20 protein-coding genes are annotated in these 22,849 nt (G+C 62.7%); 9 read left to right on the forward strand and 11 right to left on the reverse strand.

Annotated features, from left to right (window positions below; all coding sequences use genetic code 11):
- Position 1: 1 nt before the first annotated feature.
- The 5 genes from QA637_RS26410 to QA637_RS26430 all read right to left on the reverse strand — a co-directional run bounded on the left by QA637_RS26410 (position 2) and on the right by QA637_RS26430 (position 5,202).
- Positions 2-1,318: an ABC transporter substrate-binding protein gene (locus tag QA637_RS26410; protein WP_283065708.1), complete on the reverse strand. Its 1,317-nt coding sequence runs from the start codon at positions 1,316-1,318 to the stop codon at positions 2-4.
- Between the two features lie 152 nt (positions 1,319-1,470).
- Complete coding sequence (locus tag QA637_RS26415) at positions 1,471-2,538, reverse strand: ABC transporter ATP-binding protein (protein ID WP_153437107.1); 1,068 nt, start codon at positions 2,536-2,538, stop codon at positions 1,471-1,473.
- Between the two features lie 85 nt (positions 2,539-2,623).
- On the reverse strand, positions 2,624-3,400 hold the full coding sequence (locus QA637_RS26420; RefSeq protein ID WP_283065710.1) for an SDR family oxidoreductase: 777 nt from the start codon (positions 3,398-3,400) through the stop codon (positions 2,624-2,626).
- 1 nt (position 3,401) lies between these two features.
- Positions 3,402-4,385 (reverse strand): D-erythronate dehydrogenase, encoded by a 984-nt coding sequence (gene denD / locus QA637_RS26425; protein ID WP_153437109.1) that lies wholly within the window; start codon positions 4,383-4,385, stop codon positions 3,402-3,404.
- A 40-nt stretch (positions 4,386-4,425) separates the two neighbouring features.
- Entirely contained in the window at positions 4,426-5,202 is a 777-nt protein-coding gene (locus QA637_RS26430) for a FadR/GntR family transcriptional regulator (RefSeq protein ID WP_184108461.1), read from the reverse strand.
- 231 nt (positions 5,203-5,433) lie between these two features.
- Here QA637_RS26430 and QA637_RS26435 point away from each other — a divergent pair, with 231 nt between their 5' ends.
- Positions 5,434-5,919, forward strand: a complete 486-nt coding sequence (locus tag QA637_RS26435) for a cupin domain-containing protein (protein ID WP_283065712.1) — start codon at positions 5,434-5,436, stop codon at positions 5,917-5,919.
- A 98-nt stretch (positions 5,920-6,017) separates the two neighbouring features.
- On the opposite strand, the gene otnC is transcribed toward QA637_RS26435, so the two are convergent.
- The gene (gene otnC / locus QA637_RS26440) at positions 6,018-6,695 is read right to left on the reverse strand and encodes a 3-oxo-tetronate 4-phosphate decarboxylase (RefSeq protein ID WP_283065713.1); all 678 of its coding nucleotides are present in this window, start codon (positions 6,693-6,695) and stop codon (positions 6,018-6,020) included.
- A gap of 17 nt (positions 6,696-6,712) precedes the next feature.
- Positions 6,713-7,747, reverse strand: a complete 1,035-nt coding sequence (locus tag QA637_RS26445) for a LacI family DNA-binding transcriptional regulator (RefSeq protein WP_283065714.1) — start codon at positions 7,745-7,747, stop codon at positions 6,713-6,715.
- A gap of 197 nt (positions 7,748-7,944) precedes the next feature.
- Here QA637_RS26445 and QA637_RS26450 point away from each other — a divergent pair, with 197 nt between their 5' ends.
- The 4 genes from QA637_RS26450 (at position 7,945) to otnK (ending at position 12,339) form a co-directional block, all read left to right on the forward strand.
- Positions 7,945-9,261, forward strand: coding sequence for an MFS transporter (locus QA637_RS26450; protein WP_283065715.1), 1,317 nt, complete (start codon positions 7,945-7,947; stop codon positions 9,259-9,261).
- A 71-nt stretch (positions 9,262-9,332) separates the two neighbouring features.
- Positions 9,333-10,265: an L-threonate dehydrogenase gene (gene ltnD, locus QA637_RS26455; protein ID WP_283065718.1), complete on the forward strand. Its 933-nt coding sequence runs from the start codon at positions 9,333-9,335 to the stop codon at positions 10,263-10,265.
- Between the two features lie 10 nt (positions 10,266-10,275).
- Entirely contained in the window at positions 10,276-11,052 is a 777-nt protein-coding gene (gene otnI, locus QA637_RS26460) for a 2-oxo-tetronate isomerase (protein ID WP_153437113.1), read from the forward strand.
- Between the two features lie 3 nt (positions 11,053-11,055).
- Positions 11,056-12,339, forward strand: coding sequence for a 3-oxo-tetronate kinase (gene otnK / locus QA637_RS26465; protein ID WP_283065719.1), 1,284 nt, complete (start codon positions 11,056-11,058; stop codon positions 12,337-12,339).
- Between the two features lie 187 nt (positions 12,340-12,526).
- Here the strand turns inward: otnK and QA637_RS26470 are convergent, their stop codons facing one another.
- From QA637_RS26470 to QA637_RS26480, 3 genes are read right to left on the reverse strand one after another with little or no spacing between them, the layout of a single operon-like run.
- Complete coding sequence (locus tag QA637_RS26470) at positions 12,527-13,495, reverse strand: substrate-binding domain-containing protein (protein WP_153437115.1); 969 nt, start codon at positions 13,493-13,495, stop codon at positions 12,527-12,529.
- Positions 13,492-14,808: an ABC transporter permease gene (locus QA637_RS26475; protein ID WP_283065720.1), complete on the reverse strand. Its 1,317-nt coding sequence runs from the start codon at positions 14,806-14,808 to the stop codon at positions 13,492-13,494. Before QA637_RS26475 ends, QA637_RS26470 begins: the two co-directional genes overlap by 4 nt.
- Complete coding sequence (locus QA637_RS26480; RefSeq protein ID WP_283065721.1) at positions 14,805-16,394, reverse strand: sugar ABC transporter ATP-binding protein; 1,590 nt, start codon at positions 16,392-16,394, stop codon at positions 14,805-14,807. Before QA637_RS26480 ends, QA637_RS26475 begins: the two co-directional genes overlap by 4 nt.
- Positions 16,395-16,614: 220 nt before the next feature.
- On the opposite strand from QA637_RS26480, the gene QA637_RS26485 reads away from it, so the two are divergent.
- Positions 16,615-17,631, forward strand: coding sequence for a LacI family DNA-binding transcriptional regulator (locus QA637_RS26485; RefSeq protein WP_153437118.1), 1,017 nt, complete (start codon positions 16,615-16,617; stop codon positions 17,629-17,631).
- 96 nt (positions 17,632-17,727) lie between these two features.
- On the opposite strand, the gene QA637_RS26490 is transcribed toward QA637_RS26485, so the two are convergent.
- Positions 17,728-18,303: a DUF1349 domain-containing protein gene (locus QA637_RS26490; protein ID WP_153437119.1), complete on the reverse strand. Its 576-nt coding sequence runs from the start codon at positions 18,301-18,303 to the stop codon at positions 17,728-17,730.
- Between the two features lie 83 nt (positions 18,304-18,386).
- Here QA637_RS26490 and ligD point away from each other — a divergent pair, with 83 nt between their 5' ends.
- The 3 genes from ligD to QA637_RS26505 are packed head-to-tail and all read left to right on the forward strand — an operon-like array spanning position 18,387 to position 22,849.
- On the forward strand, positions 18,387-20,864 hold the full coding sequence (gene ligD / locus QA637_RS26495) for a DNA ligase D (RefSeq protein ID WP_283065723.1): 2,478 nt from the start codon (positions 18,387-18,389) through the stop codon (positions 20,862-20,864).
- A 27-nt stretch (positions 20,865-20,891) separates the two neighbouring features.
- Positions 20,892-21,764 (forward strand): non-homologous end joining protein Ku, encoded by an 873-nt coding sequence (gene ku / locus QA637_RS26500; protein ID WP_153437121.1) that lies wholly within the window; start codon positions 20,892-20,894, stop codon positions 21,762-21,764.
- Positions 21,764-22,849 (forward strand): tetratricopeptide repeat protein, encoded by a 1,086-nt coding sequence (locus tag QA637_RS26505; protein WP_153437122.1) that lies wholly within the window; start codon positions 21,764-21,766, stop codon positions 22,847-22,849. Before ku ends, QA637_RS26505 begins: the two co-directional genes overlap by 1 nt.

Raw genomic sequence — 22,849 nt, forward strand, 5'->3', positions numbered from 1 at the left:
GCTAGACGCGATAGTAACGGTTTGCCCGCCGTTCCGCCTCGGTGACAGCGTCCTCCGGCGTCATCTGCCCGGTCACGGCCGTGGCAAACATGTCGACCAGCACGTAGTCGGCCATGACGCCGGCCGAAGCATAGCCGAGCGGCCCGGCATAGCCGTTCGGACGCAATGTTTCCGAAGCGCGCGCGTAGGGCGCGTGGATCGGATCGGCGGTCCAGACGGGGTTGTCGGCGAAGGCTTTCAACGGTTGGCAGCAATAGGCGCTCGACCCCTCGATCCAGGCATTCATCTGGTCGGCTTCCATCATGAACTTGATGTATGCCTTGGCCGCTTCCGGATATTTGCAGTGGTTGAAGAGCAGGATCGAACTCGTCTGGTGAAGTTCGACGCTCTGGCCGACCGGACCGATGGGCAAGTTGGTGGTGCGGATATCGGCCGCGAGCTCAGCCAGCGCCGGATCCTTCTTCGCCGCGTAATAGAGCGAAACACCGTTTGCCGTCAGCGACACCTGGCCGGCGAGGAAGGCGCGGTTGTTGTTGATGTCGAGCCAGCTTTCGGTGCCCGGGATGAAGGTCTCGTACAGCTGTTTTGCGTAATTGATCGCAGCCAGTGTCTCAGGGCTGTTGATGGTGACCTTGCCGCTTTCGTCGACCATCTTGCCGCCGTGGCTCCACAGCAGCCAATGGGCATAGTTGTTGCCGTCGCCGACGGCCTTGCCGTGCGGGAAGCCGGCCGGCGTGCCTTTGGCTTTCAATGCCTTGCAGAGCTCGAGGAAGCCTGCCGTGTCCTTCGGAAACTCACTGAAGCCCGCCGCCTTCATGTGGCTGTCGCGATAACAGACGGCGTTGCCGATCGCCGTCAGCGGCATGGCGATAAACTGGCCGTCGCGGCTCGCGTAGCCCTTCAGGCCGTCGTACCAGCCACCATATTTGTTGCCGAGATAGTTCGCGAGCTCCGTCAGGTCGACGAGCTTGTCTGGATATTGGTGGGCATCGTCGAACCAGCACATCACCATGTCGGGACCGGAACCGACATTCGCCGCGACCGCGGCCTTCGGACGAATGTCTTCCCAGCTTTCCTTGTCGATGCGCACCTCGACGCCTGTCGCCTCGGTGAATTTCTTGGTGTTGGCGAGCCAAGCGTCCTCGTCGCCCTTGACGAAAGGTGTCCAGCGCAGAAGTCGCAGGGTTGCGCCTTCTTCCGGCTTGTAGCTCGGCTCGGCAGCCTGCGCGAAGGACGGGCGGATGCCGAGCGGCGAAAGACCCGCCACGCCGGCAAGGGCAGCCGAGGCTGCAAGGAAGTCACGTCTCTTTATTGGCATAATACTCCTCCTGGAAAAGCGGGAGCGCATCCTTCCGACATTCACCGTCCCGCTTGGCGAATGCGGCGGCAATGATGCCCAGCCCCTGCCGGACATCTCCGCGCGGTCAAGGCCGAGGCTCCTCTTTCCCTCGATTGCCTCGCCGCGCGGCATCAATCGACCAGGCGTCGTCCGCTCTCCGCGTCGAACAGGTGAACGTGGGCGGCATCGATCGACAGACGGATGGTGTCACCCGGCTTGGCATTCACCCTTTCGCGGAAGACGCAGGTGACATCGCTGCCTCCGAGCCGGACGATCATCTGCGTCTCGTAGCCGGTCGGCTCTATCACCACGATCTCGGCGGGCAGCCCGTTCGGGTCCAAGGCCATATATTCGGGCCGAAGCCCGTAGACGAGGTCATGTCCGATGGCGGCAGCGGCGGGGCGCGCGACCGGCAGCGCCGTTCCGTCCTCGGTGAGGAATGCGTTGCCGACGGTCGGATCGAGCCTGCCTTTGATCATGTTCATCGCCGGCGAGCCGATGAAGCCGGCGACGAACAGATTGACCGGGTTGTCATAGAGTTCGAGCGGCGCGCCAATCTGCTCGACGACGCCGTCATGCATGACGACGATCTTGTCGGCCATGGTCATCGCTTCGATCTGGTCGTGGGTGACATAGACGGTGGTGGTCTTCAGGCGCTGATGCAATTCCTTGATCTCGGCGCGCATGGCCACGCGCAGCTTCGCGTCAAGGTTCGACAGCGGCTCGTCGAAGAGAAACACCTGCGGATCGCGCACGATCGCCCGGCCCATTGCGACGCGCTGGCGCTGACCGCCGGAGAGTTGGCGCGGATAGCGGTCGAGCAGCTTCGACAGGCCGAGGATCTCCGCCGCCGCGCCGACGCGCTTGTCGATATCGGCCTTCGGTGAACCAGCGAGCATCAGCGAGAAGGCCATGTTGTCGGCGACCGTCATATGCGGATAGAGCGCATAATTCTGGAACACCATGGCGATGTCGCGGTCCTTCGGCGGCAGCGAATTGACGATGCGGTTGCCGATGCGGATTTCACCCGCGGAGATGTTTTCAAGCCCCGCCAGCATCCGCAGCAGCGTGGATTTTCCGCAACCGGAGGGGCCGACGAGAATGACGAACTCGCCGTCCTCGATTTCGATGTTCACGCCCTTGATTACGGGAAAGGCACCGAACGATTTCCTGACGTCCACAAAGTCCACGGCTGCCATAAGCGTTCCTCCCAATATCTGCCCGTGCTGATCGCCTGCGTCAGGCCGTCCCCCTGCCCGTCGCAAGCGACCTCTTGGAGTTCTCCTATCCGCGGCCGACTAACGGCATCTTCGTCGCCATGACGGTCATCGTCAGCACGTTGGCTGTCAGCGGCAGGCTCGCCATGTAGACGACGGCCTCGGCCACGTGCACGACGGGAATGGTCGGTTCGGCTGCGATCTCTCCATTGGCCTGCAACACACCCGTGCTCATCTTCTCGGTCATATCGGTCGCAGCATTGCCGATGTCGATCTGGCCACAGGCGATGTCGTGCGCCCGCCCATCGAGCGCGATGGATTTCGTCAGCCCCGTGATCGCGTGTTTGGTCGCTGTATAGGGGGCGGAATTCGGCCTCGGCGTCGTCGCCGAAATGGAACCGTTGTTGATGATCCGTCCGCCACGCGGGTTTTGGCTTTTCATCAGCCGGAAGGCATGCTGGGTGCAGAGGAAGGCGCCGGTCAGGTTCGCCGAGACGATGTCGCTCCACTGCTCGAACGTCACATCCTCGGGCGGCACCGGCGGCACGTTCGTGCCGGCATTGTTGACCAGCAGGTCGAGCCGATCGAATTCGTCCCGGATCGCGCCGAATAGCGCAGCGACCTCAGCCGGGTTGCCGACGTCGCAGGTGATCGCCCGCACAGTGCCGCCGGTCTCCCGCGCGATTTCGTCGGCCGCGTCCTCAAGCACGTCAGGCCGGCGGCCGGTGATCACGAGGCTGTAGCCCTCGGCGCTCAAGGCTTTGGCGATCCCGCGACCGACGCCAGTACCGCCGCCGGTCACGAGCACGATCTTTCCTTCGCCCGATCTTTTCGCCTGCGCCATGTCAGATCCTCCCTCCGAGTTCGTCCTCGATATGGATCCGGATGATCTCGTCGAAATTGCTTTCCGCCGTGAAACCGAGCTCGCGCGCCCGCCGGGCATCAAAATCGGTGGGCCAGCCGGCAACGATCGAGGCGATGACGGGATCCGGTTCGCGGCGAATGAGGCGTGCCGCCTTCTCGCCGGCAACCCGCCGAAGCGCCTCGATCTCTTCGCCGACCAGTGCCGACAGGCCCGGCATGGTCAGGTTGCGCCGCGGCCCGATGCTCGCCGTGTCCATGCGCGCCGCATGCACGAAGAAACCGACGGCCGAACGCGGGCTTGCGAACCAGTGACGGACATTCTCGTCCACCGGCAATACCGCCTCCTGCCCGACCAGCGGCTCGCGCAGAATGTTGGAGAAAAACCCTGATGCCGCCTTGTTGGGCTTGCCGGGCCGAACGCAAATGGTCGGGAGGCGGATGCCGATGCCGTCGAAGATGCCTCGGCGCGTATAGTCGGCGAGCAGCAATTCGCAGATAGCCTTCTGCGTGCCGTAGCTCGTCAGCGGCGTCGTGAAAAACTCGTCCCCGATCTTTTCCGGGAAGGGCTGGCCGAAGACGGCAATCGACGAGGCAAAGATGACGCGCGGGAAATAGGGGCCGTTGCGGCCTTCGTGGCGGATCGCCTCGAAAAGCGAACGCGTACCGTCCAGATTGATGCTGTAGCCCTTGTCGAAATCGGCCTCCGCCTCGCCGGAAACGATCGCCGCCAGATGAAAGATGACATCCGGCCGCGACGCGATGAGCCGTTCTGCTCCGCCTTCGGACGACAGATCGACCGCCGGCGCCGTCGAAGTCGCGGAAAGTGTCGCGGGCACTGGTGCCTGGACCACGTCTACTAGCGTAAGCCGGGTGACCTCATAGCCGAGAGCGCCCGGCTCTGCGGCGAGCCTCTCGACCAGCTTGCGGCCGATCATTCCGGCCGCACCTATGACCATGACATGCATTCGCGGCGAACCTCCGTTTTAGGCCCGGGAAATTCCGGGTTCAGCGTGTCTTCCCACCCTTGCCTGCCGGCCTTTCCGCCCGCCCGTGTTCAGCGAGCAATTCCTTCGTTGTCTCGTAGATTCGCATGAGATGATGGCGAAACGCCGCGACGACGGCCTCGCGGTCGCGCCGGGCAAGCGCTGCCACGATCTCGCTGTGATCCTTGTAGCTGGCATCTATGGCGCCGGGTCGGGACATGGCGCTGCGCCGGTAATTCATCATGTAGGTGTAGAGATCGGTGACGAAGTCGGAGAGCAGCGGATTGCCGCAACCCCGATAGATCGCCACATGGAATTCACGGTCGCAGATCAGGAATCGCATGGCATCGTCGCCGCCGAGCCGCTGCGCTTCGAGCAGGCTCTCCAGCTTGCTGAGCGTGTCGTCGTCGATGTTCTCGGCGGCATCACCCACGACCTTCAGCTCGATATGGAGCCTTGCGGCATGAACCGCCTCGAGATCATAGCTGTCGATGGCATTCGGCGAGGCGATCGTGACGGTGACGTCGCTGAGGTCGACATTGGCAACCCGGCTGCGGCTGCCTTGCGAAACCTCGATGATCCCGCGTGCGGCAAGCATCTGGATGGCGCCGCGCACCGTCTCCCGGCTGACATGGAGCACGTTGGCGAGTTCGCGTTCGCCGGGAAGCTCGTCGCCCGGATGCAGCATGTTGGTCGCAACGAGAACCATCAGCTTGTCGGCAATCACGTCACGCGCCGTGCGGCGTTCGAGGCTCCGCCCGATCTTCGGCATTTGCGTGAGTATGGGACTGCCATTCACTGCGCCGCACCTCCAACTGATCCACTGGTTGGTCCACCGGATCAGTCATACGAATAGACTGCGCAAACGAAGGCATGGTCAAGGCAAGTTCGTCGCGGCACTGCATCAAAAATGCGCGCACCATTTTGTGCAACGCACGCAAGCAAGAAAAAATAGTCGAGAGGCCCGCTGCTCTCACCAACTACCATCGAGTGATGTGCTATATAGATTGCAACTGACAAGGAGGTGGCTATGTCAACTTTCCGGAATGCAGTCGTCTCTTTGCCCGGCAAAGAGCGGATAGCGAAAACGCCGTTTGGTGCGAAGGTTGTTATCCATGCCACGGCCGCCGAGACTGGAGGTGCATTCGGAATGTGGGATACCTTCACGCCTCCAGGTCATGGCCCGGCCCCTCACACGCACACACGAGAGACCGAAGTCTTTCGCGTGATCCGTGGCCTCTATCGTTTCCAATGCGGTGATGACGAGTTTGACGCGCCACCAGGAACCGTCGTGGTTCTGCCACCGCATGTGCGGCACGCTTGGCGAAACATCAGTGACGAACCCGGCCAAATGTTCGGTACCGTCATCCCGGGCGGTTTCGAGCAATTGTTTATCGATATCGATGCTTCTTGTGCCGACACTCCCGAGAAAATTGCCGTGATCGAAGCGCACCTGGGAATCGTCAACGATATGACTTTGGCTCTCGGACTCGCAGATCGGACTGTTGCTGACTGATCATCGAACGCCAAGGGTCAGCCCGCTGTCGCGAACCGAGAGTCTGGCGATCTTTTTGTCGTTCGTGTCAGGTTTGAGTCCCTGGCTCCCGGCTGACATCACCCGTGGTCATGCCCCTCATGCCCACCAAGCGATGGCAGGTCGAGCCCGAAGGTCTTGGCAAGATCGGCCACCTGCTCCGGGCTGAGATAGCGTGGATTGAGATTGCGCAGCAGCAGGTAGAGCTTTGCCGTTTCCTCCAATTCTTCGGTGGCGAACACCGCAGCCTCAAGGCTGTCGCCCGCCACCACCGGACCATGATTGGCGAGCAAGACCGAGGAGTACTTGCCCGCAAGTCCGCGGATCGCATCGGCAACGGCCGGGTCGCCGGGTCGATAATAGGGCACGAGCGCCGTCTCACCGGCGCGCATGAGGTAGTAAGGCGTCATCGGCGGCAGCGCGGCGCGCGGATCGATCTCCGGCAACATGGTGAGCGCCACCGCGTGGGTGGAATGCAGGTGCACGATCGCCCGGGCACTGCCACGCGACTCATAGAGGGCGGAGTGAAGCGGGATTTCCTTCGTCGGCTTGTCGCCGGAAATGAGCCGGCCGGCTGCATCGAGCCGCGATATGCGGGCGGGGTCGAGGAAGCCGAGCGAGGCATTGGTCGGCGTTACCAGGCAGCCGCCATCGTCGAGCCGAAGCGATATGTTGCCCGACGAGCCGGGCGTCAGGCCCCGTTCGAATAGGGATCGCCCGTAACGGCAGATTTCCTCACGCAGACGTGTCTCGGACATAGGTAAATCCTTTCAAATCAGGCGGTCGCGCCCTCGACCAGTTCGAATCCGAGATCAACGACCTGCGGTGGCGAGTTCGTGACCACCAGTTCCGCCGCTATCCGTCCAGTCGCGACGCGAGGCGTCCGTATGGTCGAGAGCGGCTGCGGCGTCACTCGGCCGATATCGAGGCCGTTATAACCGAAGATCGCCAGTTGTGAGGGAACCGAGATTCCGTGCGCCAGGCAGTGAAAATAGCCGCCGAGCGCCATGTCGTCGTTCGAAAAATAGACCGCGTCGAGGTCGCGACGCCTTGCCAGCAGCCGCTCCAGTCCCAGCCGCCCGCTTTCCACCGACGATCCGCCAGCGTAGATTTCCCGATCAGCAAGCGGAGCACCGGCCGCGCCGAGCGCTTCAGAAAGCCCGGCAAAGCGCTTGCCGGCGCGCGTGTCGCGATCAAGGTCGTGCCCAACATAGCCGATCCGACGATAGCCGCGCTTCAACAGGAACTCGGCGCTTGCACGCCCGGCAGCACGATTGGAATAGCCGACCGCGAGATCCAGCGCCGTGCCATCGAGATCGAGCAGTTCGACGACCCGGCAGCCGCTCGCGCGCAACATCTTCAGCGTGCGCTCGCTGTGTTCGAAGCCGGCAAGCATCACCGCCGTCGGCCGCCAGGCGAGCATTGCAGCGACGAGCGCCTCCTCGCGCTCGGGATCGTAGTCGGTGACGGAGAAGACGGCCTGATGCTGATTTTGCTCCAGCACAGTGCTCGCCCCGCGCAATACATCCGGAAAGACGATGTTGGAGAGCGACGGGATCACGAAGGCGACGAGCCGCGACCCGGCGGACGCGAGCGTGCCGGCGATGCGGTTCGGCACATAGCCGAGTCGTTCGACCGCTTCCATCACCCGGTCCCTCGTCTTCTTGGAAAACGAGCCGTGATCGCGCAAGACGCGCGACACGGTGCTCTCGCCGACGCCGGCGGCTTCCGCGACCTCGGCAAGCGTCACCGCCGGATGGTGCCTGAAATCCAAAGTCACATTCTCGCCTCCTGACAGCCTGCCATCCATCCCGAGCCCTGGTGCCGCTCGGCGCTCGAGATCTGTCGTTCGAATCAATAGATAACCCGAATATTTGGCAGCGCTACCATTTTTCATTTGGCAGCGCTGCCAAAATCCTATAGGGGAGAATGGCAGCGCTGCCAAACAGGCGCCGCGCCGCGCCGGGGTGGAGCAAGGGTCCCGGGAACCTAGAGGAGGAGGAAATCATGACGCTGCAAACGCAGGCGCCGGTCGCTGGCGCGCATCTCGAACGGACGGTCGAGGATCGCGCCTATACCAAGGTTTTCTGGAGAATCGTTCCATTCTTGATGCTCTGCTACGTGGTCGCCTATCTCGACCGCGTCAATGTCGGCTTTGCCAAGCTGCAAATGTCGAGCGAGCTTGGCCTGTCGGAAGCGGCCTATGGCATCGGCGCCGGCATTTTCTTCATCGGCTATTTTCTGTTCGAGGTGCCGAGCAACGTCATCCTGAACAAGGTCGGCGCCCGCGTATGGATCGCCCGTATCATGATCACGTGGGGCGTCATCTCCGCCGCTTTCATGTTCACGACGTCGGAAAGCGTGTTCTACGTCCTGCGTTTCCTGTTGGGTGTCGCCGAGGCCGGGTTTTTCCCTGGAATCATCCTCTATCTCACGACCTGGTACCCGGCGCATCGCCGCGCCAAGATCATCACCACCTTCATGTCGGCAATCCCGATCTCATCCATCTTCGGCAATCCGCTTTCCGGCCTGCTGATGGATAGTTTCCATGGAACGCATGGCCTTTCCGGCTGGCAATGGATGTTCCTGATCGAGGCAGTTCCCGCGATCCTTTTCGGTATCGCCACCTTCTTCTATCTTGACGACACGATCGGCCATGCGAACTGGCTGACGAAGGAGGAAAAGAACGTGCTGGCGGCCAATATCGACGCCGAGAATCGGGTGAAATCGTCGAGCCCGCACAGCATCGCCGGAGCGCTGACCGATCGCCGCGTCTGGCTCATGTGCCTGATCTATTTCTGCTTCGTCCTCGGACAATACGGACTGAATTTTTGGATGCCGACGATCGTGAAGGCGACCGGGGTGACCGGAAACCTCAACATCGGTCTTATTTCCGCGATCCCCTATCTTTGCACCTTCGTCGTCATGCTCGTGCTCGGACGTTCTTCGGACCGTTTCCGCGAACGGCGCTGGCATCTCGTCGTCCCGGCAGTCATTGCTGCCGGCGGTTTCGTCGCGGCAACCGTAGCGACGAGCACCACCGTCGCGATCGTCTGCCTCTCGCTCGCTGCCGCAGGCGCCATAAGCTGCGCACCGCTCTTCTGGTCGCTGCCGACCGCCTTTCTCGCAGGGACCGGAGCTGCGGCCGGGATCGCCTGGATCAACTCGGTCGGCAACCTCGCAGGCTTCCTGGGACCGTTCCTGGTCGGTTATCTGAAGGACTTCACCGGCAACAACAGCGCGGGCATGTATTTCCTGGCCGCGGCTCTTATCGTCGGCGCGCTCGCCGTGCTGACGGTTCCTGCCAAGACCGTCAACCGCTAGAACCAATGACACTGTACCCCTCCGGCCTTTCCGGAGGGTCAACCCGACATCCGAGACTGGAGGATATCGTCATGACACTGCATGTTGAAAATCCCGGCCGCAGTGCCGTGGCCGCGGTGATCGGCCTCGGCTCGATGGGGTTCGGCATGGCGCAGGCGCTGAAGCGTGCGGGTCTCGCGGTCGTCGGCTACGACGTCGCTCCCGCCGCCGTCGCGCGCTTCATCGCGGAAGGCGGTCGCGGGGCGAGCACGCTCGGAGAGGCCGTTCGCGATGCCGACATCGTCGTTTCGGTGGTCGTCAACGCCGTACAGACCGAAGCCGTCCTGTTCGGCCCGGAGGGTATCGCAAGCGTCATGAAGCCCGGCGCCGTCTTCATTTCGTCTGCAACGATGGACCCGGCGATCGCGCGTGATCTCGCGCAGCGGGTCGAAGCGCTCGGTTTCCACTATCTCGACGCGCCGATCTCCGGTGGCGCTGCAAAAGCGGCGAAGGGCGAATTGACGATCATGGCGTCCGGGTCGGCACGAGCCTTCGCCGCGGCCCGCCCTGCCCTCGACGCGATGGCCGCCAAGGTGTACGAGCTCGGCGACGCCGCCGGTACCGGCGCGGCCTTCAAGATGATCAACCAACTCCTGGCCGGCGTGCACATCGCTGCCGCCTGCGAGGCCATCAGCTTCGCTGCCAAGCAGGACCTCGATCTCGAGAAAGTCTACGAGGTGATCACCGCCTCGGCCGGCAATTCCTGGATGTTCGAAAACCGCATCCCGCATGTGCTCGCGGGCGACTACACACCGCTCAGTGCCATCGAGATTTTCGTAAAAGACCTCGGCATCGTTCAGGATATGGCTCGCGCGGAGCGCTATCCGGTGCCGCTCGTGGCGGCTGCCTTGCAGATGTATCTCGCGGCTTCCGGCGCCGGCATGGGGCGCGACGACGACTCTTCGCTTGCGCGGCTCTATGCGCAGCTTTCCGGCGCGCAACTGCCAGGCACGATCAAGGCATAAGGACGACACCATGCCCCTTTTCGCCGCCAATCTGACGATGATGTTTACCGAGTGGTCTTTTCTCGACCGGTTCGACGCCGCAGCCGAGGCCGGTTTCACGGCCGTCGAATATCTCTTCCCCTATGACGTGCCGCCGGAGGCGATCGCCGAACGGCTTGCCCGCAACAACCTGCAACAGGCGCTGTTCAACCTGCCGCCAGGCGACTGGGCGGCGGGCGAGCGCGGGATTGCAGTCCTGCCGGGGCGTTTCGATGCGCTCAAAGCGGATATCGACCGGGGCTTGGAATATGCCGCGGCGACAGGCGTCAAGCGGCTGCATCTGATGGCAGGCCTCGCCGATCCATCCGACAGCGAGACTGCGACCCGCTATCGCCGTTCGGTGGCCTACGCTGCCGAGCAGCTGGCTGAGAAGGAGATCGATCTCCTGATCGAGCCGATCAACGGCCGTAACATGCCGGGCTATTTCCTCAATGATTTCGGCGCCGCAGAGCGGCTGATCGCGGAGCTTGGACTTGCCAATCTGAAGCTTCAGTTCGACATCTACCATCGCCAGATCATGCACGGCGACGTCACGGTGGCACTCCGGCGCCTCATGCCGATCACCGGCCACATCCAGATCGCCAGCGTCCCTTCGCGCCATGAGCCGGACGGCGAAGAGCTGAATTATCCCTACCTGTTCGCAGAGATCGACCGGATCGGCTATGACGGTTTCGTCGGCTGCGAATATGCCCCGCGCGGCCGCACCCTCGACGGTCTCGACTGGTTCAAGCCGTATGCAAGGAGCTGACCGATGAGCATCCTTCTGGGATCGATCGCCGACGACTACACCGGCGCCTCAGACCTCGCCAATACGCTGACGAAGAACGGTCTCAGCACGGTGCAGACGGTCGGCATTCCCGATCCGTCGCTGCCGTTGCCGGATGTCGACGCGGTGGTCGCTTCGCTGAAGATCCGCTCAGTCGTGGCCGACGAGGCCGTCGTGGCTGCAAGCCGTGCCGAGCAATGGTTGCGCGATCGCGGTGCGGCCCATGTGCTCTACAAGATCTGCTCGACCTTCGATTCCACCGATGCCGGCAACATTGGCCCGGTCACGGAAGCGCTGAGGGATGCAGCGGGCGGCGGCGTGGTCCTGGTCACGCCCGCTTTCCCGGAAACCGGGCGCACCGTCTATCTCGGTCACCTTTTCGTCAATGGCCAGCCGCTCGACGAAAGCCCGCTCAAGGATCATCCTCTCAATCCCATGCGCGACGCCAATCTGATGCGCGTCCTGGCCCGCCAATCTCGCGGCCCCATTGGACTTATCGATCTGGCGACGGTAGCTACCGGGCCGGCCGCGGTGCGGGCGAGGATCGAAGCGCTTCGCGCAGAAGGCGCCACTGCGGCGATCGCGGACGCGATCTTCGAACGCGATCTTGAAATTCTCGGCGAGGCTCTACTCGATGCACCGGTGTCGACCGGCGCATCCGGCCTCGGCCTCGGGCTCGCCCGCGCACTCGTGGGCTCCGGTCGCGTGCCGTCGAGGGTCGATACTACTGCCGATGCCGTTCGCCCCGTCGGCGGGCATGCAGCCGTCGTCGCCGGCAGTTGCTCCAGCGCCACCCTTCGCCAGCTTGCCACTGCCGAACAGGCAATGCCGGTCCTGAGGCTCGACCCCGAACGATTGCTCACCGCCGCGCCTGACGAAATTTCAGCCGCGCTTTCCTGGGCCGGGGAGCGAATGGAGACAGGGCCCGTCATCATTGCCGCCAGCACCACGCCGGATGCCGTTTCCGATCTTCAGTCGCGCTATGGACGCGAAATATCGGGGCGCGCGATCGAGGCCGGGACCTCGGCGATCGCGGCCGAACTGGTGGCGCGCGGCGTCAGGCGCCTCATCGTTGCCGGCGGCGAAACCTCCGGCGCGACGGTCGACAGGCTGGGAATTCCGGCGTTCCTGATCGGCCCGGAGATCGCGCCCGGCGTGCCGGTTCTGCGGACGATCGGCAACTCACAAGGCGAGATGCTTATGGCGCTCAAATCCGGCAATTTCGGAGGCGACGACTTCTTCGCCGCGGCGCTGGCGATGATGCGATAAAGGGGCGGCGGGGCCCCCTCGTCCGCTCCCGCCGCCCCCTGCAGCATGCTTCCCTCGATCGGAACCGATTGAAGGACGAAGACATGCAGCCATTCGAAATGCCCAAAGCGCTTCACGGTTTTGGGCAATATGCGTGAGCGCCATACCCGACTGATTGGATCGGGCCGACTCCGAGCCGCCCCGGGAATTAGAGGCCCTTCTCCTTCATGATCTGGCCGGCGTTCTCCTTCGTCACCTTCATCGTGTCGAGCGTCACAGTTTTTTCGACCTTTTCCCCGTTAAGGAACTTGATCGCCTGACGGAGCCCCTCGGCACCGGGTGTCGCATAGAGAAAGGTCGCGGTGAGTTCGCCATTATTGACCCAGGTCACGCCTTCACCCGGAAGGGCGTCGATGCCGATGAACTTGATGTCCTTTTCGCGGCCGGCGTCCTTCGCCGCCAGATAGGCGCCGTAGGCCATCGGATCGTTGTGGCCGTAGACGAGATCGATCTTCTCGTTGTTGCGTAGCGCCGTCGCCATGATGTTATAGGCCTGATCCTGCTTCCAATCGCCCGACTGCTGGTCGAGCAGGTTCTTGATGCCCGGCTCCTTGTCGGTGAATTCGTGGAAGCCGTCGTGCCTGTCGTGCGCCGGCTGCGTACCCATGCCGCCCCAGATTTCCACGACATTGCCCTGAGCCTTGCCCTTGCCGCCGAGAAGCTCGACCGCATATTCGCCCGCCGCCCGGCCGATCAGCTTGTTGTCGCCGCCGACGAACTGCGTGTACTGGTCGGTCTCGACGTTGCGGTCGAGAACGAAGACGGGGATCTTCGCGTCGATCGCCTGCTGGACGACACCGGTGAGACCCGCCGATTCCTTCGGCGAAATAAGCAGGGCATCGACTTCCTGACGGATCAGGTTCTCGACGTCGGCAACCTGTTTTTCCGTCTTGTCCTCGCCATCCGTGACGATGAGCTCGACTTCCGGATGTTTCGCAGCTTCCGCGATGATGTCCTTGTTGAACTGCGCGCGCCACGGCTCGATGGTGGTCGCCTGGCTGAAGCCGATGCGCCACTTCTTGTCCTGGGCGAGTGCATCCTTGCCCGGCAACAGGGCGGTAGTGGCCGCCAGAACGGCCGCAAAGGCCGCCAGTCTCATGATGTCACGACGTTTCATTCTTCCTTTCCTCCCATGGTTAGAGACAAGGTCTCTCTTGACGGCCGCTCCTCCGCGGCCGTTTCCCGTTGCGCCGGGCGGCGGCTTGTCAGCCGCAAATGGGCGAGCACATCGTAGGCGTTGCGCTCCTGGACGAGCACCGTACCGATGATGATCACGCCCTTCAGCACCAGCTGAAGATTAGAGTTGATGTTGTGGAGCTGCAGGATGTTGGAGAGCAGACCGAAGATCAGAACCCCGCAGAACGTGCCCGCGAGACTTCCGCGTCCACCCATCAAGCTCGTGCCGCCGATCACCACAGCCGCGATCGCGTCGAGCTCCAGCCCCGCGCCGGCATCCGGTTTTCCTTGCCGATACTGCGCCACATAGAGAACCGCGGCGATGCCGGCGAGCAGGCCCGAGTTCGCGTAGGTGACGATCTTTACCCGCCCGGCATTGATGCCGGAAAGCCGCGCCGCCTCCTCGTTACCCCCGATCGCATAGACGTATCGGCCGAAGGGCGTGAAGCGCAGAACGACGCTATAAAGAATGATCGCGGCGATGAAGAAGATGCCCGGCATCGGTACGATGCCGAAGACGAGCTGGCGAAGCACGTCGAAATCCGCGGTGGCGTTGCTGCCGGTATAAACGGGCAGAACCGCGTTGTTCTGGCCGGCTGTCAGCCGGGCGATGCCAAGTGCCGTCACCATCATCGCCAGGGTGACGATGAACGGCTGCAGCCTGCCGACAACGATGATCACGCCATTGATCGCGCCGAAGAGCAAGCCTACGGCGGGCGCGACGAGCAGGACCCCGAACACCCCGAACTTCGTCTGCACCTGCGGCAGCAGGAAGCTCAAGACGAGGGCGCACAGGATTATGCCGCCCACCGCAGGCAGCAGCGTGCCGCGCGTCCGATCGAGTTGGACATCCCTGATATTGGCGACGCCAGCCCGCGTCTTTTCGATGTTGACGAAAATGAAGCGAACGACGACCGCGCCGACGAGCAGCGACGCCAATCCGACAGCCGGAATCCCGAGGAAAACGGCAGGCGTTTCGCCGGGCACGGTCAGAAGCATGGCGCAAACGACGCTGCAGATCGCCATCATCGAACCGACCGAGAGATCTATTCCGCCGGTCAGAATGACGGCCGTCATGCCGGTGGCGAGAAGACCCGTCGTCGAAACCTGGCGCAGCACATCGAGAAGGTTGCCGGAAGAAAGAAAGATGTTTCTCCCCGACGAGGTCACCGGCGAGGAGAGAACGCCAATCAGGAAGATGGCGATCAGGCCCCAATAGAGTTTCGTCCGGGATAGTAGTCTAACAAATGTCATGCAACGGCCCTTCCAAGCGCGCCACCCCGCGGCGCGGCGAGCTGCATGATGCGCTCCTCGCTCGCCTCCTCCCGGGAAATAAGCCCGGTCTGGCGGCCTTCCGCCATCACCAGGATACGGTCTGCAAGATGCAAGAGCTCCGGCAACTCGGAGCTCACCACCACGATCGCCAGCCCCTCACTCGCGAGCGCGAAGATGAGGTCGTAGATCTCGCGTTTGGCGCCGACGTCGATGCCGCGTGTCGGCTCGTCGAGCAGTAGCACGCGTGGCCCAGTGGCAAGCCACTTGCCGATCACCACCTTCTGCTGATTGCCGCCCGAGAGGGTCCCGGCCGTCTGGTCGATGCTGCCGCACCGCACGCCGAGCGTCTGGACGGCCTTCCGGCTCAGCGCACTCTCCGCATCGAAGGACCGCAAACCGAAACGCGCCAGCCGACCGACCAGCGGCAGAGCCACGTTGTCGGTGATTGAATCATGGAGATGCAGCCCCTGGGTTTTGCGGTCTTCCGTCACCAGCGCGATCCCGAGGCGGCGGGCATCGAGCGGGGAACGAATGTCGACCGGCGTGCCATCGAGACTGACCTCGCCGGCACGCCGACCATTGCTCGAACCGAAGATCGTTTCCAGGATCTCGGTGCGCCCCGCTCCAAGCAGCCCGCCGATACCGAGGATTTCGCCCGCGCTGACGTCGAAGCTCACAGCCTTCAGCACATCGCGCCAGCCGTGCCGGCTCGGCGTCGAAAGCGAGAGGCCGCGCACTGACAGCACGGGACCGCCTTGCGTCGATCGCTCGACGCGCTCCGCCTCGAGCAGGCCGCGCCCGACCATGGCGGCGATGACCGTCACTTCGTCGAGCTCGGCCCTCGGCCGGGTCCAGACATGGCGGCCATCGCGAAAGACGGTGATGCGGTCGCTCAAATGCATCACCTCATCGATTCGATGGGAAATATAGATGATCCCGACGCCGTCGGCCGCGAGCTGCCGCATGATCTTGAAGAGCCGCTGGCACTCGCCGGGTGAAAGCGCCGAAGTCGGTTCGTCCATGATAAGGATGCGCGCCTCAAGCGAGAGCGCCTTGGCAATCTCGACAAGCTGCTGCTCGCCGACTCTCAGCTGACCGACGCGCGCCTCGGGATCGAGGTCGATGCCAAGACGACGCAACAACACGCGCGATGCATCGAGGCTTGCCTTGCGATCGACGAAGAGGCCGGCGATCACCCGTTCACGGCCAAGAAAGATGTTGTCGGCGACGCGGAGCTCCGGAACGAGGTTCAGCTCCTGATGGATGATGGCGATCCCGGCCGCTTCGGCATCCCTGACGGTCGAGAAGCGCACCGGCGTACCATCGACCCGCACGAGACCGTCATAATCGGGATAAACGCCAGAAAGGATCTTCATCAGCGTCGATTTGCCGGCGCCGTTTTCGCCCATGAGGGCGTGGATCTCGCCGGCGCGCAGATCGAAACGCACGTCCTTGAGCGCGGCAATGCCGCCGAAGGATTTGGACACGCCTTCGGCGGTCAGAACGGTGCGCTGGGCATCGCTATGCGGACCAGAATGAGGCGAGATCGCATTATCATCGCGCATGACATTGGCGGCCTCCCCACCACCGATATCTCACGATCATTTTCGTATGTTTCCGAGAGCCTATTCTAAACGTTTCGAGTGTGTCAAGCGGCTATAAGTCCCACTGCAGCGCGGCTATTGCACAAATTCGCCGGCTCACATAAGGTTTTTCCAACCGTATTTCGAAACGTTTTGATCAAAGATGCAACGCCGCCGGTCACGAAAATCCACCGCACCCACGATGCTCGACGTGGCGAAGGCCGCGAGCGTTTCCGTGGCGACGGTTTCTGCGGTGATAAACGGGTCCGCTCCCGTCAGCCCCGAACTGCGCAGCCGCATCGAAGAGGCGATCCAGGTCATCGGCTACAAGCGCAACGCGATCGCCCGCAGTCTCAAGCTCGGCACCACCCGCACGGTCGGGCTGATGGTGGCCGACATCACCAACCCGTTCTTCACCGATGTCGTGGCAGTGATCCAGGATGTTCTCCATCGCGCCGGCTACGCGGTGATGCTCTGCTGCAACGACGAGGACGTCGGGATGCAGGATGAACAGATCGAGCTCCTGATCGATCGCAGCGTGGACGGCCTGATCATTGCGCCCGCGGGAGACGACGAGACCCTGAAGCGCATCCTGGCCAGCGCCAATCTTCCAACGGTGCTGATCGACCGGCTTTGCGACGGGATCGACACGGACGCCGTCGTGCTCGACAACCGCCGCGCCGTCCAGGACGCGACCGCCTATATGCTCGGCCTCGGCCATCGCCGCATCGGCTATATCTCAGGCTCGCTCGAGACGTCGACGGGACGAGAGCGCCTGGCCGGATATGAGGCCGCATTGGAAGCCGCCAAGCTGCCCTACGAGGAAGACCTCGTGCGGATCGGCAATTTCCGCGAGAAGGATGCCTACAAGGCGACGATGCAACTGCTCACGAGCGCCGAGAGACCGACGGCGATCTTTTCTGCCAACAACCTGATGGTCATCGGCGTGATGAAGGCGATCCGCGACATCGGTCTCAAGTGTCCGGAAGACGTCTCGGTCGCAAGCTTCGACGATTTCCCCTGGGCGGATGTTTTCCAGCCGCATCTGACGACGATCGCCCAGCCGGTTCAGGCGATCGGGGAGCAGGCGGCGCAACTCATCCTCGACCGTCTTTCCGGCAAGAGCCCGGCGACACCGCGCCGGCTTGTGCTGCAGGGCCGCCTGATGATCCGCGAGTCCTGCAGGCCGATCAGCCTGACACCGCGTGCGATCGCTTAGTGCCTGCCGCCTAAAAGCGCAGCGGTTCGGGCGCGGCAAACCCGAGAACCAGAGACACAAGGTGCATTCGCATTCACGCGATGCGCCTCAGCGCCATCAATCCTCGTGCAGCGCACGGGCAATCGGCGGGCCAACGGTAAGGTCGCGGAACTTTGCCGTAAAGCCTGCGCGTTCCGGGGAGCAGGCCATGACACCGATTTCCGCATCCGCGGCTGAAAACGGACAAAGCCGCGCCATCTGCCAGGGCGCGTCGCCGAAGCGGAACTGCACCCGCACCGCGTCGCCATGGCGCGTCAGCCGCACCTCGATCGCGTCGGATGGCGTTGCATCGTGGAGTGGAATGACCGACCAGTCCGAAACGCCGCGCGTGACGACGACGCTGAAATGCATCAGCCCATCGGTATATTCGATACCGCACTTGATCCAGTTCTCCTCATCGAGCCGCAGCATCAGACCGGCCTGGTCGTAGAGCTGCTCATAGACGCCCGTGATCGTGGCGGATGCGGTGAAATCGTCGGATACCGATCGGAGATAGGCGTGGCCGCTGTCGCGAACGAACCCGTAGAAGGTCTCGCGCCAGAAATCCGTATTGCCGTCCGTCGTGAGCGACAGCGCCTTTTCGTTGCCTTGCCAGCTTGACGGCTCGTTCAACCAGCGATGGTTTTCTCCCATTTTTGCCTTGCCCTCCCTTTATGTTCCGCGTCGACTTCAACGTCATATTGCGGGTTCGCCCTGCAAGCCATAGCGTAGGGGACATGGCGACGTCGAAGCTACAGGTCTATCGCAAGAAAAGGGATTTTTCGAAAACGTCGGAGCCGCCCGGCAGCCTTGCCGGCGAGAGCGGCAACCGCTTTGTCGTCCATAAACACCATGCGACGGCCGATCACTACGACCTGAGGCTTGAGGTGGGGGACGTGCTCAAAAGCTGGGCCGTCCCGAAAGGGCCATCGCTCAATCCGGCCGACAAGCGGCTCGCGGTCGAGACCGAGGATCATCCGCTGGAATACATCGACTTCGAGGGTGTCATCCCCGAGGGCGAGTATGGCGGCGGCCCGATGATCGTCTGGGACACGGGCGTCTGGGCGCCGATGGACGACATCGAGAAGAGCTTGCGCACGGGCGCCTTCAAGTTCCGCCTCGCCGGCGAAAAGCTCAATGGGGGCTGGATGCTGGCGCGGTTGAAAGCCAAGCCCGGCGAGGAAGACCAGCGCAACTGGCTCCTGTTCAAGGAACGCGACCTCGCTGCCGATGCCACTGTCGACATTCTCACCGCACGCCCAGAGAGCGTCAAATCCGGACGGCGCATCGAAGAACTGGTGGAGAAGCCGAAACCGCCAGCCAAACCTGTCAAGCCGGTCAAGCTCAATCCGGGCGCACTACCGGGCGCCGTCAAAGGTGCGGCACCCGCGCGCATCGAACCGCAGCTTGCGACGCCTGCCGACAGGCCTCCGGGTGGCGGCGCAATCGAGAGCGGCGACTGGTTGCATGAGATCAAGTTCGACGGCTACCGGACGATGGCGCACATCTCGGACGGTGAGGTGCGTCTTATCACCCGTGGCGGCCTCGACTGGACGAAGCGCTACGGCGATCTTCCGGAAGCCTTCCGCCGGCTGCCCTGCCGCGAGGCCGTTATCGACGGCGAAATCATCGTCCCTGACGACCAAGGAATCAGTCGCTTTTCCCTGTTGCAGGAGGCACTTTCGAGTGGCGCCGGTAACAAGCTTGTCTTCTACGCCTTCGATCTTCTCTATCTCGATGGCTGGAGTCTGCTGGCTACTCCGCTTGAAAAGCGCAAGGCGCTGCTCGCGAAATTGCTTTCCTCGCATGTATCGGGGCGCTCGGCCATCCAGTTCAGCGATCATGTCCCTGGCGACGGGCGAGCGCTTTACGACCGGGCGTCGGAATTGGGACTTGAAGGCATTATCTCCAAGCGAGCCTCGGCGCCCTACCAGAGCGGCCGATCGAAAACCTGGACCAAGACCAAGGCGCTCCAGCCGGACGACTTCGTGATTGCCGGATACACCACCTCGGAGGCGGCCGAGGGTCTCGCCGCGCTGGCACTCGGGGAATGGGTCGAGGGCGAACTGCAATACCGCGGCAAGGTCGGAACCGGCTTCGATGCGCACACGGCGCAAGAATTGCTCGCGCGGTTGGAGCCGCTTCGCGCCGGTGCGGCAAAACTCGAGGGTGCGCCAAAGGAGATCGTCTGGGTCCGCCCCGTGCTGTGGGCACATATCCATTATGGCAACCGCACGGCCGACAATGTGCTTCGCCATGCCGTGTTCAAGGGGCTTCGCGAAATCGAACTGTCGACGCCCGCCGCGCCGCAGCGAAAGCGGCTGATTTCGGACGCGGACCTCGCCAGCATTTCGATCACAAATCCGATGCGCCGCCTGTTCGGGAAGTCCGGCCCGACCAAGCTCGACATCGCCGTCTACTATGCGCTCGTCGGCGATTTCATGCTGCCGCATATTCTCAATCGCCCGGTCTCGCTTGTGCGCTGCCCGACGGGAAGGTCCCAGGATTGCTTCTTCCAACGTCACCCCTTCACCGGCATGCCGTCCTCGGTCGAAACCTTTCAATCAACCAACTCGGAAGGCGAGACGAAATCCTACCTTTCGGTGGGAGACGCCAAGGGATATCTCGCGCTGGCGCAATTCGGCGTCGTCGAGTTTCACACCTGGGGGACCGTCACCAAGCAGCTTGAAAAGGCTGACCGCATCGTCTTCGACCTCGACCCGGGCGAAGGCATCACCTGGCGCGAGGTGGTCGAGGCCGCCGTCCATGTGCGCGGCGAGCTGGAGGCGCTTAACCTCGTTCCCTTCGTCAAGACATCTGGCGGCAGGGGCGTGCACGTGGTCGTGCCGATCGTGCCGAAACTCAACTGGAAAAAGGTGCATCAGGCAACAAGCGCGATTGCGACCCGTCTGGCCGCGACCGCGCCCGAGGTGTTCACCACCACGATGGGCAAGGAAAACCGCGTCAAGCGAATCTTCATCGACTTCCATCGCAACGCGCGCGGCCACACGGCAGCCGCCCCCTACTCGCTTCGCGCGAGGACAAATCTACCGGCGTCAACCCCGGTAAGCTGGAGCGATCTCGAGTCTATCGACGCTCCGGAGGATTTGAACTATTCTTCGCTGCCTGGCCTCCTGGTCACGTCCGGCGATCCATGGGCGGAAATAGCTGCCTTCGCCAGGGATCTGCCGCAGTTGTCCGAGGCGGGGAAGTAGTTTCGTGTTGCCGCGCAGGAGACGATCATGGCGCCCAGGGCAAGTTGGAAAGGTTATCTCAGACTCAGTCTCGTAAGTTGTCCAGTCAGGCTCTACCCAGCCACCAGTTCAAGTGAACGCATTACCTTCAACCAGCTTCACAAGAAGACTCACAACCGGATCAACATGAAGCCGGTGGATCCGGAGCTCGGGCTTGTCGAACGGTCCGATCTGGTGAAGGGCTACGAATACGAAGACAAGAAATACATCATCATCGAGGACACCGATCTCGAAAGCGTCAAGATCGAATCCAACCACACGATGAACATCGAGGCCTTTGTCGACGAGGGGTCGGTCGACGTCATCTACCAGGATGCACCCTATTATCTCGCGCCCGACGGCGCGATGGCGGAAGAGACCTTCATCGTACTGCGCGAAGCTTTGCGCAAAACCGGCAAGCTGGCGATCGCCCGCCTCGTGCTCTCCAGTCGCGAACGGGTGATCACAATCGGTCCGCGCGAGACCGGCATGTTCGTCTGCACGCTCCGCAACCCGAACGAGGTGCGCGGCACGGCCGAATATTTCGGCAATATTCCGGTCGGAAACCCCGACCCTGAAATGCTGCAGCTGGCCGAAGCGCTCATCGAACAGAAGCTCACGACCTTCGATCCCAAGAATTACGAAGATCGCTATGAGATCGCTCTGATGCAGATGATCCGCGAGAAGCTCAAGGGCCACAAGCCGATCATCGCGGCAGCACCCGAGCGCGGTAACGTCATCAATCTCATGGATGCCTTGAAAGCGAGCCTCTCCCAGACGAAACCGCCGGCCAAGAGCAAGCCCAAGGCCGAGCCAGCGGCCAAACGAACTGCGAAGGCGGCAACGACCAGCGGCAAGCCGGCGGCCAAGAAAAAAGTCTGATGGCGGTTGCAGGGCAGACATTCGGCATCGTCGGCGCCCTTGCCGCGTTTCCTCGCCGATTGGCGGCGCGCGAGGTCGAACGGCAGTTCGGCCATCTGCGGCGCGGCATTACGCGCCAGACCTCGCACCTCGTCTTCGGCCGCAGCCTGCTTTCAACGGCGAGCGACGCGGAGATCGAAGCACGCTTCGACTCGGAAATACGCCAGAACAGACGTCCTCTCAGCGAGAACGGCTTTCTTCGGCTGCTGGGTCTGATGTCGACGCCGGAGGCATCGGCCTTGACGCGGCAGGCGCTCATCGATCAGTCGCGGCTTGCGGCCCGCACCTTCGACCTTCTTTCGCTGTTCGACGCCTTCGAGCATGACAGCGAACCCTATTCCTTCCGCGACCTGATCCTGGCCCGGAAATATGCCGGCCTGATCGACAGCGGCGCCACCTGGAGCGCGATCGCACGGTCAGTGCACCGCTCCGGCTCCGTGGCGGCGCTCACCGCGCTCTCGCTCCATCACGAGGGCGCGGACACGATTTACGCCCGCCGCGCCGAGGGCCTCAGCGAACTCGACGGGCAGTTGCTGTTCGATCTTGGAACGTCCAGCGATGCGGAGCTTGAAGACCTCTTCGCTGAGGCGGAAGCCGCAGAGGAGGACGGCTGCTACGACCAAGCGGCGGCATTCTATCAACGTTGCCTCGCCATCGACCCGACGGACTCCGTCGCCGCCTTCAACCGCGCAAATTGCCTCAAGGCAGCGGGCCGGCAGGTGGAAGCGGCGCATGATTACATCCGCGCGCTCAAACTGGACTCCAGCTTCGTCGAGGCGTGGTTCAATCTAGCCGGGCTCATGGGCGAACGCGGGCGGATCGACGCTGCGCGCCGGTACCTCAAAAAAGCCATCGAACTCGACGGCGACTATGCAGACGCTGTCTTCAACCTGGCGAAACTCGAATTCGACGCAGACAATCTCGCAGAGGCGCGCCACTGGTGGAGGCGCTATCTCGAGCTCGACAAGGATTCGGAGTGGGCACGGGCTGCCGAACGCGGCGTGCAGTTCGTCGACCTCCATCTCCTTCCAAGGAGCGCTGGCTGA

Source organism: Sinorhizobium terangae, assembly GCF_029714365.1.
Classification (GTDB): domain Bacteria; phylum Pseudomonadota; class Alphaproteobacteria; order Rhizobiales; family Rhizobiaceae; genus Sinorhizobium; species Sinorhizobium terangae.

Excerpts from the sequence above, each read along its gene's own strand:
- QA637_RS26410 (WP_283065708.1), bottom strand. The coding sequence starts at position 1,318 with ATGCCAATAAAGAGACGTGACTTCCTTGCAGCCTCGGCTGCCCTTGCC.
- QA637_RS26415 (WP_153437107.1), bottom strand. The coding sequence starts at position 2,538 with ATGGCAGCCGTGGACTTTGTGGACGTCAGGAAATCGTTCGGTGCCTTT.
- QA637_RS26420 (WP_283065710.1), bottom strand. The coding sequence starts at position 3,400 with ATGGCGCAGGCGAAAAGATCGGGCGAAGGAAAGATCGTGCTCGTGACC.
- denD (WP_153437109.1), bottom strand. The coding sequence starts at position 4,385 with ATGCATGTCATGGTCATAGGTGCGGCCGGAATGATCGGCCGCAAGCTG.
- QA637_RS26435 (WP_283065712.1), top strand. The coding sequence starts at position 5,434 with ATGTCAACTTTCCGGAATGCAGTCGTCTCTTTGCCCGGCAAAGAGCGG.
- otnC (WP_283065713.1), bottom strand. The coding sequence starts at position 6,695 with ATGTCCGAGACACGTCTGCGTGAGGAAATCTGCCGTTACGGGCGATCC.
- QA637_RS26445 (WP_283065714.1), bottom strand. The coding sequence starts at position 7,747 with ATGGATGGCAGGCTGTCAGGAGGCGAGAATGTGACTTTGGATTTCAGG.
- QA637_RS26450 (WP_283065715.1), top strand. The coding sequence starts at position 7,945 with ATGACGCTGCAAACGCAGGCGCCGGTCGCTGGCGCGCATCTCGAACGG.
- ltnD (WP_283065718.1), top strand. The coding sequence starts at position 9,333 with ATGACACTGCATGTTGAAAATCCCGGCCGCAGTGCCGTGGCCGCGGTG.
- otnI (WP_153437113.1), top strand. The coding sequence starts at position 10,276 with ATGCCCCTTTTCGCCGCCAATCTGACGATGATGTTTACCGAGTGGTCT.
- otnK (WP_283065719.1), top strand. The coding sequence starts at position 11,056 with ATGAGCATCCTTCTGGGATCGATCGCCGACGACTACACCGGCGCCTCA.
- QA637_RS26470 (WP_153437115.1), bottom strand. The coding sequence starts at position 13,495 with ATGAAACGTCGTGACATCATGAGACTGGCGGCCTTTGCGGCCGTTCTG.
- QA637_RS26475 (WP_283065720.1), bottom strand. The coding sequence starts at position 14,808 with ATGACATTTGTTAGACTACTATCCCGGACGAAACTCTATTGGGGCCTG.
- QA637_RS26480 (WP_283065721.1), bottom strand. The coding sequence starts at position 16,394 with ATGCGCGATGATAATGCGATCTCGCCTCATTCTGGTCCGCATAGCGAT.
- QA637_RS26485 (WP_153437118.1), top strand. The coding sequence starts at position 16,615 with ATGCTCGACGTGGCGAAGGCCGCGAGCGTTTCCGTGGCGACGGTTTCT.
- QA637_RS26490 (WP_153437119.1), bottom strand. The coding sequence starts at position 18,303 with ATGGGAGAAAACCATCGCTGGTTGAACGAGCCGTCAAGCTGGCAAGGC.
- ligD (WP_283065723.1), top strand. The coding sequence starts at position 18,387 with ATGGCGACGTCGAAGCTACAGGTCTATCGCAAGAAAAGGGATTTTTCG.
- ku (WP_153437121.1), top strand. The coding sequence starts at position 20,892 with ATGGCGCCCAGGGCAAGTTGGAAAGGTTATCTCAGACTCAGTCTCGTA.
- QA637_RS26505 (WP_153437122.1), top strand. The coding sequence starts at position 21,764 with ATGGCGGTTGCAGGGCAGACATTCGGCATCGTCGGCGCCCTTGCCGCG.